The organism is Achromobacter sp. SX5, from assembly GCF_056711425.1.
In genome coordinates, this window is the sequence record NZ_CM160041.1 from 3,921,444 (window position 1) to 3,934,414 (window position 12,971).

General features: G+C 69.0%; 13 protein-coding genes. 5 read left to right on the plus strand and 8 right to left on the minus strand.

What is annotated here, in order from left to right; translation table 11 throughout:
- Nucleotides 1-2 precede the first annotated feature (2 nt).
- On the minus strand, nucleotides 3-713 hold the full coding sequence (locus AC1M14_RS18350) for an aspartate/glutamate racemase family protein (RefSeq protein ID WP_479730215.1): 711 nt from the start codon (nucleotides 711-713) through the stop codon (nucleotides 3-5).
- 216 nt (nucleotides 714-929) lie between these two features.
- On the opposite strand from AC1M14_RS18350, the gene AC1M14_RS18355 reads away from it, so the two are divergent.
- Complete coding sequence (locus tag AC1M14_RS18355; RefSeq protein WP_479730216.1) at nucleotides 930-1,568, plus strand: GntR family transcriptional regulator; 639 nt, start codon at nucleotides 930-932, stop codon at nucleotides 1,566-1,568.
- Between the two features lie 57 nt (nucleotides 1,569-1,625).
- Here the strand turns inward: AC1M14_RS18355 and AC1M14_RS18360 are convergent, their stop codons facing one another.
- Nucleotides 1,626-1,916: a DUF3579 domain-containing protein gene (locus tag AC1M14_RS18360; protein WP_102774614.1), complete on the minus strand. Its 291-nt coding sequence runs from the start codon at nucleotides 1,914-1,916 to the stop codon at nucleotides 1,626-1,628.
- A 229-nt stretch (nucleotides 1,917-2,145) separates the two neighbouring features.
- Between AC1M14_RS18360 and AC1M14_RS18365 the strand changes: the two genes are divergently transcribed.
- Both AC1M14_RS18365 and argF read left to right on the plus strand, forming a co-directional pair.
- Nucleotides 2,146-3,327 (plus strand): acetylornithine transaminase, encoded by a 1,182-nt coding sequence (locus tag AC1M14_RS18365; protein WP_479730217.1) that lies wholly within the window; start codon nucleotides 2,146-2,148, stop codon nucleotides 3,325-3,327.
- A gap of 54 nt (nucleotides 3,328-3,381) precedes the next feature.
- On the plus strand, nucleotides 3,382-4,323 hold the full coding sequence (gene argF / locus AC1M14_RS18370; RefSeq protein WP_479730218.1) for an ornithine carbamoyltransferase: 942 nt from the start codon (nucleotides 3,382-3,384) through the stop codon (nucleotides 4,321-4,323).
- 84 nt (nucleotides 4,324-4,407) lie between these two features.
- Here the strand turns inward: argF and AC1M14_RS18375 are convergent, their stop codons facing one another.
- From AC1M14_RS18375 to AC1M14_RS18390, 4 genes are read right to left on the minus strand one after another with little or no spacing between them, the layout of a single operon-like run.
- Nucleotides 4,408-4,971, minus strand: a complete 564-nt coding sequence (locus AC1M14_RS18375; protein ID WP_479730219.1) for a hypothetical protein — start codon at nucleotides 4,969-4,971, stop codon at nucleotides 4,408-4,410.
- 13 nt (nucleotides 4,972-4,984) lie between these two features.
- Nucleotides 4,985-5,515: a carboxymuconolactone decarboxylase family protein gene (locus tag AC1M14_RS18380; protein ID WP_479730220.1), complete on the minus strand. Its 531-nt coding sequence runs from the start codon at nucleotides 5,513-5,515 to the stop codon at nucleotides 4,985-4,987.
- Nucleotides 5,516-5,519: 4 nt separating this feature from the next.
- Nucleotides 5,520-6,473 carry a Bug family tripartite tricarboxylate transporter substrate binding protein gene (locus AC1M14_RS18385; RefSeq protein ID WP_479730221.1) on the minus strand — a complete coding sequence of 318 codons (954 nt, stop codon included), beginning with the start codon at nucleotides 6,471-6,473 and terminating at the stop codon, nucleotides 5,520-5,522.
- Between the two features lie 24 nt (nucleotides 6,474-6,497).
- Nucleotides 6,498-7,379, minus strand: a complete 882-nt coding sequence (locus tag AC1M14_RS18390; RefSeq protein ID WP_102774619.1) for an amidohydrolase family protein — start codon at nucleotides 7,377-7,379, stop codon at nucleotides 6,498-6,500.
- Between the two features lie 96 nt (nucleotides 7,380-7,475).
- On the opposite strand from AC1M14_RS18390, the gene AC1M14_RS18395 reads away from it, so the two are divergent.
- Both AC1M14_RS18395 and argG read left to right on the plus strand, forming a co-directional pair.
- On the plus strand, nucleotides 7,476-8,399 hold the full coding sequence (locus AC1M14_RS18395; RefSeq protein WP_479730222.1) for a LysR family transcriptional regulator: 924 nt from the start codon (nucleotides 7,476-7,478) through the stop codon (nucleotides 8,397-8,399).
- A gap of 89 nt (nucleotides 8,400-8,488) precedes the next feature.
- The gene (gene argG / locus AC1M14_RS18400; protein ID WP_102774621.1) at nucleotides 8,489-9,826 is read left to right on the plus strand and encodes an argininosuccinate synthase; all 1,338 of its coding nucleotides are present in this window, start codon (nucleotides 8,489-8,491) and stop codon (nucleotides 9,824-9,826) included.
- 94 nt (nucleotides 9,827-9,920) lie between these two features.
- Here argG and AC1M14_RS18405 read toward each other — a convergent pair whose 3' ends face one another.
- Together AC1M14_RS18405 and AC1M14_RS18410 are read right to left on the minus strand one after the other, a co-directional pair.
- A complete protein-coding gene (locus tag AC1M14_RS18405) occupies nucleotides 9,921-11,849 on the minus strand; it encodes a potassium transporter Kup (RefSeq protein ID WP_479730223.1) in 1,929 nt (642 codons plus the stop codon).
- Entirely contained in the window at nucleotides 11,846-12,961 is a 1,116-nt protein-coding gene (locus tag AC1M14_RS18410; protein ID WP_111827046.1) for a sensor histidine kinase, read from the minus strand. The genes AC1M14_RS18405 and AC1M14_RS18410 overlap by 4 nt, the downstream gene beginning before the upstream one ends.
- Nucleotides 12,962-12,971: the final 10 nt, after the last annotated feature.

The window sequence follows — 12,971 nt, forward strand, 5'->3', positions numbered from 1 at the left end:
TTCTACTTCCGTTCCAGGGACGCCAGGGCCAGCGCCTGCGCCAGCGCGGCGCGGTAGGAGTCGATAATGGGGACTTGCGGCTGGCGCGGCAGGCCGGGCAGGTAGCCGGCCAGCGCGGCGCCGGCCACGATGACCACGTCGGCGCCCTGCTCCACCGCGGCGTCCAGCGCCTGGCTGACCCGCTGCGCCGACTGCGGCGTGTGCGACGCGTAATCCAGGGCATGGCCCGGCAGGGCCAGGATGCCCGCGCAGCGCGCCTCCACGCCCAGCTGGCGGATCTGTTCGCGCAGCATGGCGGGCCAGCGCTGGCCCACCGTCACGATGGCGTAGCGGTCGCCGCGCTGCATGGCGCTCATGATGGAGGCCTCGGCCATGCCCACCACGGGCACGTCCACGCGCTCGCGCACCGCGCCGATGCCGGGTTCGCCGAAACAGGCGAGCACGCAGGCATGGAACGGCTGCGCGGCCTGGGCGAACTGGCGTTCCACGGTTTCGAGCACGGCGTGGGCGGAGATGGCCGCCTCGGCCCGGCTGGCGATGTAGGCGGGGCCGAATCCGACCGTGACGGCGTGGACCTGGGCGGCCTCGCCCAGGAAGGCGCGGGCCTGGCCGGCCAGGCTGGCGGTGAGGTCGGCGGTGGTGTTGCCGTTGACCACCAGCAGCCGGCGGGGCGCGACGGCTGGCGGGGTGGCGGTATCGGGGGCTGCGGACATGATCGGGCCTGAGTTTTGTATAAATAAATGTATACGATTTTTGGACGGCGATGTATAGCCTGGCACTGCCGCAGCCAGCTATCGCTAACCCTGATCCGCCGTTGTAGTATTCTTTCCGGGCCGGCCCGCGTTGCCGGCCCAGGAGCCGACCCCACCATGACCTCCCCCGCGCCGGCAGACGCCCCCGCCAATCGCAACGAAATCGTATACAAAAATTTGCGCCGGGCCATTATCGAGCAGGCGCTGCTGCCGGGCGACAAGCTGCCCGAGGACATCATCGGCGAACGTTACGGCGTCAGCCGGACCATCGTGCGCGGCGTGCTGACGCGCCTGTTCAGCGAAGGGCTGGTGGACCTGCGCCCCAACCGCGGGGCCGCGGTGGCGCGCCCCAGCCTGGAAGAGGCGCACGACATCTTCGAGGCGCGCCGCTGCCTGGAGCGCGACGTCGCCCGCCGGCTGCTGCAACACATCGACGAGGCCGGCCTGGCGCGGCTGGAGCGCCACCTGGCGCTGGAAGAAGCAGCCCGCGGGCGCAGCGTCAACGAATCGATCCGCCTCTCGGGCGAATTCCACATCCTGATGGCCGAGCTGTCGGGCAATGCCGTATTTGCGCGCTACGTCAACGAGACCGTGTCGCGCTGCTCGCTGATCCTGGCCCTCTACGGCCGGCCGCATTCGAGCGAATGCGCGGTGAGCGAGCACCGCGAAATCGTGGCCGGCCTGCGCGCGCGCGACGAACGGCGGGTGCTGCGCCTGCTGGAGCACCACCTGGAGGCCGTCACCGCCCGCGCGCTGCTGAGCGCGGCCCCGGAAGAGCGCGATATCCGCAAGATCCTCGACCGCTACGGCGCCTGAACGCGGGCGGCCCAATGAAAAAGCGCCCGGTCTGGGGCGCTTTTTTGGTGTGGGGACCTAGATTTCGCGTTCTTCGGTCTTGAGCTTGTTGTCGTGGGCGAAATCCACCACGAACTTGTACGCCAGCGGCTCCAGGTCGCGCAGCCGCTGGTCGACCACGATCCCGCGCACGCCGTCGATCACGACCGGCAGCACATAGGGCGAATAAGTGAGGTGGTTACCGGCACAGCCGGCGGGGCGGAATTGTGCCATTACGCCGGCGAGCCGTTCCGCCCAGTCGCTGGGGCGGAAGCGGCTACCGCTTTCGGTAACGCCATGAATTACGAATTGTCTGACGCGAGTTGCCATGAGTTCTTCACTACAGCGCGCCCTTCACGAAAGCCGGATCTTCGGCGTGATCAAACATGCGCCCTGCGCCGCGAATTGTATATGATTGATCCTTTGCCCTCCTTAAAACGCCGATTTCCCAGGAGAAAGGCGGGTTTTGGAAGGCCGGCCGCAAGCCCGGTCGCGAGTCGACCCCGACTTGCACCCACCTGCCCCTCGAATCGCCCCGCCTTACCCAGGAGGATCCGCAATGACCTCGCCTCTGGCCAACATCTATGCCCGGCTGCCGGTATCGTTCACGCACGGCCAGGGCGTCTGGCTGTGGGACGCCGAGGGTCGCAAGTACCTGGATGCGCTGGCCGGGATCGGCGTGTCCTGCCTGGGCCATGCCCACCCCGCGCTGGTGGCCGCGATCGCCGGGCAGGCCGCCCGCCTCATCCATACCTCGAATATCTACGAAATCCCGCAGCAGACCGCGCTGGCGGCCCGCCTGGCCGAACTGTCCGGCATGCAGGAAGTGGCCTTCAACAACAGCGGCTCCGAGGCCAACGAGGCCGCGATCAAGCTGGCCCGCTACTACGCCTACCAGCGCGGCAACTCGCATGCCCACATCATCACCATGGACTCGTCCTGGCACGGGCGCACGCTGGGCACGCTGGCGGCCACCGGCAGCGACAAGGCGCGCAAGGGTTTCGGCCCCCTGCCCGAAGGCTTCATCCAGGTGCCGTACAACCAGCTCGACGCGGTGCGCGCCGCCGGCGACGCCGAACCGCGCACGGTGGCGGTGCTGCTGGAGGTGCTGCAGGGCGAAGGCGGCATCCGCCCGTCCGACATCGCCTACCTGCAGGCATTGCGCCGCCTGTGCACGGAGCGCGGCTGGCTGCTGATGATCGACGAAGTCCAGTCCGGCATCGGCCGCACCGGCAAGTGGTTCGCCCACCAGTGGGCCGACATCCGGCCCGACGTGATGACCCTGGCCAAGGGCCTGGCCGGCGGGGTGCCCATCGGCGCCATGCTGGCCGCCGGGCCCGCCGCCGGCGTGCTCACCCCGGGCACCCACGGCACGACTTTCGGCGGCGGCCCGCTGGTGTGCGCGGCCGGGCTGGCGGTGCTGGACGCCCTGGAATCCGAAAATCTGCTGGAAAACGCCCACGCCGTGGGCGCCCACCTGAAAGACGCCCTGGGCCGCGAGCTTGCCGGCACGCCCGGCGTCACCGAAATCCGCGGCCGCGGCCTGATGCTGGGCATCGAACTGGCCCGCCCCTGTGGCGTGCTGGCCATGCGCGCCATGCAGGCCGGGCTGCTCATCAACGTCACGCGCGACCGCGTCATCCGCATGCTGCCGCCGCTGATCCTCAACCAGGACGAGGCCGACCGCATCGTCGCCATCCTGGTTCCCCTCATCCGGGATTTCCTGGCCGAACAATCATAATCAACGCCCCGCCCGGGCCTTGCCCGGCCGGGCCCAATGACCTGCGACATCACCATGACTCCTCCCACGACCCAAAACGGCCCCCTGCGGCACTTCCTGCAGTTCAAGGACTTCTCGTCCGCCGAAATCGCCTACGTGCTGGAACGCGCGCGGCTGATCAAGGACAAGTTCAAGCGTTACGAACCCCACATGCCGCTGCACGACCGCACGCTGGCCATGGTGTTCGAAAAGGCCAGCACGCGCACCCGCGTGTCCTTCGAGGCCGGCATGTACCAGATGGGCGGCTCGGTCATCAACCTGACCTCCAACGACTCGCAGCTGGGCCGCTCCGAGCCCATCGAGGACACCGCGCGCGTGATTTCGCGCATGGTCGACATCGTCATGATCCGCACGTTCGAGCAGACCCGCATCGAGCGCTTCGCCTCGCACTCGCGCGTGCCCGTGATCAACGGCCTGACCAACGAATTCCATCCCTGCCAGATCCTGGCCGACATCTTCACCTACATCGAGCACCGCGGCTCGATCGCCGGCAAGACCGTGGCCTGGGTGGGCGACGCCAACAACATGGCCTACACCTGGCTGCAGGCCGCCGAAATGCTGGGCTTCACGCTGCACGTGTCCACGCCGGCCGGCTACGAGCTCGAAGCCGCCCGCATCGGCACGCCGCCGGCCACGGCGCTGCGCCAGTTCAAGGACCCCATGGAAGCCTGCAAGGGCGCCCACCTCGTCACCACCGACGTGTGGACCAGCATGGGCTATGAAGCCGAAAACGAAGAGCGCCGCGCCGCCTTCGCCGACTGGTGCGTGGACACCGACATGATGGCGGTGGCCGATCCCCAGGCCGTGTTCATGCACTGCCTGCCCGCCCACCGCGGCGAGGAAGTCACCGGCGAAGTCATCGACGGCCCGCAAAGCGTGGTCTGGGACGAAGCGGAAAACCGCATGCACGTGCAGAAGGCGCTGATGGAGTTCCTGCTGCTGGGGCAGGTGGAGTAATCAGGCGCCGGCTCGCGCCGGCCGATGGGTTACGCGCGCTGGGAACTTGAGTTCTTGCCCAGGAACTGCCGCGCTGCACCCATCCTACAAAATCCTGCGGAACATCGTGCGGCGCGTGTTGACGAACGACGGCCGCACGCGGCTGCTCCAGTCGCTGGCGCGCACGGCGAGCCACGGCGGGCTGCCGAAGGTCTCGCGCGTGTGCAGGTCGTAGCAGGCCAGATAGCGCGGAGGCTGGTCGCGGCATTCGTAGCGCACCGCGCGCACGGTGCCCGGCACCGCCGCCAGGCCCGGCAGATGCTCGTGGTCGTACCAGGCGTTCAGGTCCGCTTCGGCCTCGGGCCGCACGTCGGTCTCGACGATGTAGTGCCACGGGGCGTCCTGCCCCGCCGACGCCCCGGCCAATTCCAGCGTCCGATTCAGCACGCGGACGCGCAACGCCGGGAAATGTTCGGCCAGCCGGGCGCGGACCTCGGTCAGCACGGCGGCCGGCCCGCGCAGATAGATGTAGGTCTCGTCCTCTTCCACGGCGGCATAGCCGCGGGCGTGCACGCCTGCCAGGCCCCGCGTCAGCGTGCGCATGAATTCGCGCGCGCGCGGCTCGTCGCTGCGCGCGCCCAGCGAGACCAGAATCACCTGTTCCTGCACCTTGCTCTCCTTTTCAATGTCCGACGTGTAGCGCCACCAGAAAGCGCGACACCATGTTGTAGGCGGCGACGGTCGCCGTCAGCTCGACCAGCTGCGTATCGTCGCAGCGCGCGCACAGCGGCGCGAACACGGCGTCCGGCACTTCGATATCGCGGGTCATGGCGTCGGTCAGCGCCAGCACCTCGGCCTCGCCCGGCTCCAGGCCGCGCAGTCCGGCCGGCGCGGGCCCCTCGCGCAATACGTCGATCAGGGCCTGGGGCATGCCCGCGGCCAGCGCGTGCGGCACGTGCGCCTCGAACTCGTAGGGCGCGCCGTTCAGGGTCGCCACGCGCAGGATGATCAGCTCACGCAGCCGCGGCGGCAGCGCGGTCTTCTGGCGGATGGCCGTCAGCATGGCCTCCCAGCCCTCGACCACGGCGGGGCTGTTCAGCAGCACCTGGTACAGCGGCGAAATGCGGCCGCGCGCGGCGGCGATGCGCGCCTCCAGCGCGGCCAGTTCGGGACGGGCGCCCGGCGCCACGGGCGCGACTCGGCTTGCGCTCATGGCTTCACTCCGGACGGATGTTCTTGCGCTGGATCAGCGCGGTCCATTTCTCGCGGTCGGACGCGATCAGCGCGGCCAGTTCCTGCGGAGTGCCGGGCGCGGGCTGGGCGCCGAACTTCTCCAGCCGGGCGCGCACGCTCTCCGTCGCCAGCGCGGCGCGCACGGCCTGGTTCAGCCGCTCGATGACGGCCGGCGGCGTGGCGGCCGGCGCGACCAGGCCATACCAGTTGTTGGACTCCACCCCGGCGATGCCCTGCTCGGCCAGCGTCCTGACCTGCGGCAGCAGCGGATGGCGCGTCGGCGCCGCGATTCCCAGCGCCTTGAGCTTGCCGCCCTGGATATGCCCGATCAGGCCGGGCACGTCGCCGAAGAAACCCGCCACCTGGTTGCCCATCACGTCGTTGATGACCGGCGCGGCGCCTTTGTACGGCACGTGCAGGACGTTTGCGCGGCTGGCGTCGGCGAACATCTCCAGCGTCAGGTGCGGAATGCTGCCGATGCCCGAGGAGCCGATCGCCACGGCCTGCGTCGCGGCCTGCGACCGCTTGACGAAATCGGCCGCGTCGGCCGCCGGATTGGACGGGTTCACCACGAACACCGTGGCGTTGTTGACCACTTTGGACACCGGCGCGAAATCGCGCGCCGGGTCGTACGGCAGGTCCTTGTAGAGCGCCGGGCTGATGGCGACCGCGCCCACGCTGGTCAGGAACAGCACCGAGCCGTCGGCCGGCGCCTTGGCCACATAGGCCGCCGCGATATTGCCGTTGGCGCCGGCGCGGTTTTCCACGATGACCGGCTGGCCCAGATCCTTGCCCAGCTGCTCGGCCAGCACCCGGCCCACCAGATCGACCGGCCCGCCCGGCGGAAACGCGACGACCAGGCGCACCGGCCCCTCGGCCCGGGCCGCGCCCAGCGCCGCCAGGCCCAGCAGGCCCGCGCACAGTATTTTCTTGAACATGATGTCTCCTTGAGTCGAATTTTCTTATCGTTCGCGCGGCGGCTCGAATCCGTACAGCCGCGCCGGGTTGTCCACCAGGATGCGCCGGCGCAAGGCCGCGTCGGGGCAGGCCTGGAACAGCAGGTCCACCAGCTCGCCGTCGTCGGGCATGTCGCCGGCCACGTTGGGATGCGGCCAGTCGGTGCCCCACAGGCAGCGATCGGGCAAGGCCTCGGCCAGCGCGCGCACGAAGGGCAGGCCCTCGGCGTACGGCCGCCGGCCCGAGGCGATGCGGTCTATGCCCGACACCTTGACCCAGGCCTGCGGCACCTCGGCCAGCGCCAGCATGGCCCGCATCGCCGGCGACGCCAGTCCGTCGGCCGCCTTCAGCCGGCCCATGTGGTCGATCACGAAGGGCAGCGGCAGCGCGGTCAGGCGCGGCAGCAGGCCGGGCAACATGGCCCCGTCCAGATGCAGGCAGAGATGCCAGCCCAACGGCGCGATCAGCTTCACGACATGGTCGAAGACGGCAGGGTCGGGCGCGCCGCCCAGGTGCGGCACGAAGTTGAAGCGGGCGGCGCGCACGCCCGCCGCGTGCAGGCGCGCCACCTCCTCGCCGGTGGCGTGCGCGCCCAGCAGCGCGACGCCGCGATAGCGTCCGCCGCTGCGGGCCAGCGCGTCCAGCAGCGCGCCGTGGTCCGCGCCGTGGCAATTGGCCTGCACCAGCACCGCCCGCTCCACGCCCAGGCGCGCATGCAGCGCCGCCATCGCCTCGTAAGGCGCGTCCGGCGGCGTATAGGAACGGCCCTCGGCATACGGAAACACCGCGGCCGGCCCGAACACGTGGCAATGCGCGTCGCAGGCCCCCGGCGGCAGCGCATGGCTTGGGCGGGACGGCGAGGCGAGCGGAGGACGGCAATCGGGCACGGCGGCTTCCTGTGTGGGAAAGCCTCATGGTGGTGAATTGCCGGCCGCCAAACAATGCTATATCTTTGATTTCAGATATAGATTTTTGGCATATCCATGGATCTCAAGCAGATCGAGTACTTTCTGCGCGTGGCCGAAAGGCGCAGCTTCTCGCGCGCGGCCGAAATGCTAGACGTGGCGCAGCCCACGCTCAGCCGCCAGGTCCGCCTGCTGGAACTGGAGCTGGGCCAGCATCTGCTGTATCGCAACGGCCGCGGCGCCGAGCCCACCGAGGCCGGGCTGCGCTTCCTGGAACACGCCCGCGCCCTGCTGACCCTGGCCGAACGCGCCAAGGAAGACCTGCAAAGCCTGCGCGAAACGCCCACCGGCAAGGTGGTGGTGGGCCTGCCGCCGCGCATCGCGCGGGTGCTGACGCCGCCGCTGGTGCAGGCCTTCCGCCGCGATTTTCCCGACGCCTCCATCGCCGTGGCCGAAGGCCTGAGCGCCCAGGTGCGCGAATGGCTGCTGGCCGGGCGGGTCGACCTGGCCCTGCTCTACGATCCGGCCGCCTCGCCCCAGCTGGGCTACGAATCGCTGTTTCGCGAAGACCTGGTGCTGGTGGCCGCGGCCGGCCACCGCCCGCCCCTGCCGGCGCGCGTGGCCGTGGCGCAGCTGGGCGACTATCCGCTGGTGGTGCCCAGCCTGCCCAACGCCATCCGCACGCTGGTCGAGAGCGTGTGCCGCGCCCAGGGCGTGCGCCTGACGATCGCCGTCGAGGTCGACGCCGTGCAGACCATCGTCGAGCTGGCCGCCCAGGGCGACGCCTACGCCATCCTGCCGCGTTCGGCCGCAAGCGGCCCGGCCGCCGAGCACGCGCTGTCGCTGTGCGACATCCACAGTCCCACGATCACCAACGACCTGGTGCTGGCCAGCGCCCGCCACCGGCCGGCCACGCGCCTGGCCGCCGCCACCGCGCAGCTGATCCGCCAGCTCGGGGTGGCGGCGCTGTTCGCGCCGCGCGCGCCAGGCCAAAAGAGTTAAAAGAGTTAAACTAGCCGCCAGATTCTTCTGTCTGGCGGCCGGCTGCGGCCCAAGCCTGTCCAAGTCCTGTTGGCGTCTCATCTCGAACAATGACTACTATCCTCCCGAACCTTCCGACCGGCCAGAAGGTCGGCATCGCCTTTTCCGGCGGCCTCGACACCAGCGCAGCGCTCCTGTGGATGCGCAACAACGGCGTCGTTCCCTACGCCTACACGGCGAACCTGGGCCAGCCCGATGAGTCCGACTACGATGAAATCCCGCGCAAGGCCATGGCCTACGGCGCCGAAAAGGCCCGCCTGATCGACTGCCGCGCGCAGCTGGTGGCCGAAGGCATCGCCGCCCTGCAATCGGGCGCGTTCCACATCTCGACGGCCGGCATCACCTACTTCAACACCACGCCCATCGGCCGCGCCGTCACCGGCACCATGCTGGTGGCCGCCATGAAGGAAGACGACGTCAACATCTGGGGCGACGGCAGCACCTTCAAGGGCAACGACATCGAGCGCTTCTACCGCTACGGCCTGCTGACCAACCCCGACCTCAAGATCTACAAGCCCTGGCTCGACCAGCGCTTCATCGACGAGCTCGGCGGCCGTTCGGAAATGTCGGAGTACATGCGCCAGGCCGGTTTCGACTACAAGATGTCGGCCGAGAAAGCCTATTCCACCGACTCCAACCTGCTGGGCGCGACCCACGAAGCCAAGGACCTGGAGCATCTGAACTCCGGCATCCGCATCGTCAAGCCCATCATGGGCGTGGCCTTCTGGCGCGACGACGTGGCCGTCAAGGCCGAGGAAGTCACGGTGCGCTTCGAGGAAGGCCAGCCCGTCGCCCTCAATGGCGTGGAGTACGCCGACCCGGTCGAGCTGATGCTCGAAGCCAACCGCATCGGCGGGCGCCACGGCCTGGGCATGAGCGACCAGATCGAAAACCGCATCATCGAGGCCAAGAGCCGCGGCATCTACGAGGCCCCGGGCCTGGCCCTGCTCTTCATCGCCTACGAGCGCCTGGTCACCGGCATCCACAACGAAGACACCATCGAACAGTACCGCGAAAGCGGCCGCAAGCTGGGCCGCCTGCTGTACCAGGGCCGCTGGTTCGACCCGCAAGCCATCATGCTGCGCGAAACCGCCCAGCGCTGGGTGGCGCGCGCCATCACCGGCGAAGTCACCATCGAACTGCGCCGCGGCAACGACTACTCGCTGCTGAACACGGAATCGCCCAACCTGACCTACGCGCCCGAGCGCCTGTCCATGGAGAAGGTGGAAAACGCCCCCTTCACCCCGGCCGACCGCATCGGCCAGCTCACCATGCGCAACCTCGACATCGTCGACACGCGCGAGAAGCTGTTCACCTACGTGAAGACCGGCCTGCTGGCCTCGTCGGGCACCTCCTTGCCCCAGCTGAAGGACGCCAAGAAGAAGTAATCGGCGCCTGCCGGCAAAACAAAAAACCCTCCGAACTTTTCGGAGGGTTTTTTTTGGTCCGGCGGCGGCGGGCCGGTTCCGCGCGTATCCGAGTCTACAACTCCACCTGCATCCCCATCTCCACCACGCGGTTGGCGGGGATCTTGAAGAACTTGGTGCTGCGCGTGGAATTGCGCGCCATGAAGGAGAACACCGCGCGGCGCCAGCGCCACAGGGCCGGCTTCTTGGCCGCCACCACGGTCTGGCGAGACAGGAAGAACGAGGTGCGCATCGGCTCCAGGTCGATCTCCGGATAGGCTTCGGCCACCAGCCGCAGCCCTTCCGGCACGTCGGGATCTTCCTTGAAGCCGTAGGTGATGGTGGCCTGCCAGCTGGAGGCGCTGATCTTCTGCACGCTCAGGCGCTCTTCCTGCGACACGTAGGGCACGTCGGCCACCAGGATGGTCAGGAACAGCACGTGGTCGTGCAGCACCTTGTTGTGCTTGAGGTTGTGCAAGAGCGCCGGCGGCACGTTGCCGGAATTCATGGTCATGAAAATCGCGGTGCCGGGCACGCGCGACGGCGGGTATTCCTCGAGCTGGGCCATGAACTCCTTGAGCGGCTGGCGGTCGCGCTGCTGCATGTCCGCCAGCAGCCGGCGGCCGCGGCGCCAGGTCATCATCAGCGTGAACACCACGATGGCCACCACCAGCGGCAGCCAGCCGCCCTCGTGGATCTTGAACACGTTGGCCGAGAACAGCAGCACGTCGAACAGCAGCAGCAGGCCCAGCACCGTGAACCACAGCATGCGCTTGAGCCCCGTGCTGCCGCGCGGCAGCACCGCGAAGGCCAGCACCGACGTGGTCAGCATGGTGCCGGTCACCGCAAAGCCGTAGGCCGCGGCCAGGTTGTCGGAGTTCTGGAACAGCAGCACCAGCACCAGCACCGCGCACAGCAGCAGCGCGTTGACCTGCGGCAGGTAGATCTGGCCTTTCTCGACCGCCGAGGTGTGCAGGATCTGCATGCGCGGCCAGAAGCCGAGCTGCACCGCCTGGCGGGTCACGGAATAGGCGCCGGAGATCACCGCCTGCGAGGCGACGATGGTGGCGACCGTCGCCAGCGCCACCAGCGGCGCCAGGCCCCAGTCCGGCGCCATCATGAAGAACGGGTTGCGAATGGCGCTGGGGTCGCGCAGCAGCAGCGCCCCCTGGCCGAAATAGCACAGCGTCAGCGCGGGCAGCACCATGCTGAACCAGGCGCGGCGGATCGCCGGGCGGCCGAAATGGCCCATGTCGGCGTACAGCGCCTCGGCGCCGGTCAGGGCCAGCACCACCGCGCCCAGCAGCACGAAGCTGATCCAGGGGAATTCGACGATGAAGCGCAGGCCCCACATGGGGTTGAGCGCGGCCAGCACCTCGGGCGTCTGCCACACCTGCCAGCCGCCCAGCGCGGCCAGCGTGCCGAACCACAGCAGCATCACCGGCCCGAACAGCTTGCCCATCGCGCCGGTGCCGTGCGACTGGATCACGAACAGCGCCACCAGCACCACCAGCGCCAGCGGCACGACCCAGTCGTCGAGCTGGTGCGACACGATGCCGATGCCCTCCAGCGCCGACAGCACCGAGATGGCGGGCGTGATCATGCTGTCGCCGTAGAACAGCGCGGCGCCGAAGATCCCCAGCACGATCAGCACCCAGCGCAGCTTGCCCTCGCGCGCCCGCACCGCCAGCTCCAGCAGCGCCAGCGTGCCGCCCTCGCCGCGGTTGTCGGCGCGCAGCACCAGCGTCACGTACTTGAACGACACCACCACCATCAGCATCCAGAACAGGATGGACAGCACGCCCAGCAGGTGCGCCGGCTCCAGGTCGGTATGCACGCTCAGCCCCGTGAGACAGGCGCGCAGCGTGTACAGCGGGCTGGTGCCGATGTCGCCGTACACCACGCCCAGCGCCCCCAGTATCAGCGCGGCCCGCGACGATGGCGCATGCGCGCCGCCGGGATGTGCGCCATTGGGAACGGTTGCGCCGACGGAATCCTGGCTCATGATGTAGGTTCTTGACGAGTGAGTTGGGCCCCTTTGCGGGGGCCGGGAAACACGACGGACAGCCGCGTGCCGGAAAAATCGGGGCGGCTGGTGAGCTTCCACCAGGCGCCGTGCGCGTGCGCGATCTCGCGCACGATGGCCAGACCCAGGCCGGAGCCGCCGGCCGTGGCGGTCGGCGAGCGGTAGAAGGCCTCGAACACGCGGTCGCGCTCCTCGGGCGGTATGCCCGGGCCGTCGTCCTCGACGGTCAGCGACGGCGGGTTGGCGCCGACGATCAGCGTGATGCGGCCGGTGGCGTTGCCGTAGCGCAGGGCGTTGTCGATCAGGTTGCCCAGCAGTTCGGCCAGCAGCAAGGGATCGGCGTCGATCCAGATGGGCGCGTCGGGCGCCACCAGGTCCAGTTCATAGTGCGCCTCGCGCACCCGCGGAAACCATTCGGCGCCGTGCGCCCGCACCCATTCGCACAGGTCGATGCGCACGAAGCTGTCCTGCGGGCGGGCATTGGGGTCGGCGCGGGCCAGCACCAGCAGCTGCTGGCCCAGCCGGATCATGCGGTCGCTGACGGCCTTGATGCGCTCGGCGCGGGCGCGCACGTCGTCGGGCAGCGGCCGCGCCAGCATCAGTTCGGACTCCAGCCGCAGGCCGGACAAGGGGGTGCGCAGCTGGTGCGCGGCATGGCCGATGAAGCGCCGCTGCGCCGCCAGCGAGGCGTCCAGGCGCAGCAGCAGGTCGTTGGTATGGGTGACCAGCGGTTCGATCTCCACCGGCACGCCGCCCACTTCCAGCGGCTGCATATCGTCGATGGAGCGCTGCCGGATTTCTTCGGACAGGTGGTTCACCGAGCGCAGCCCCGACCGCACGCCCTGCACCACCACCCAGGTGAACAGGGCGATCAGCGCGATCTGCCCCACCACCATCAGCCAGAAGAAATCTTCCAGCATCCATAGCGACATGTCGATCTTGTGGGTGATGACCCAGGTCGCCGCCAGGTCCAGCAGCACCAGCAGCAGGATCGGCGGCATCAGCCGGATGACCAGATGCCGCGCCAGCGAACGCGAGGGAAGCAAGGGGCGTGGGGGCGGGGCGGCGTTGGGAGGACGTTCCTGCGTCATGCGCGGTGCC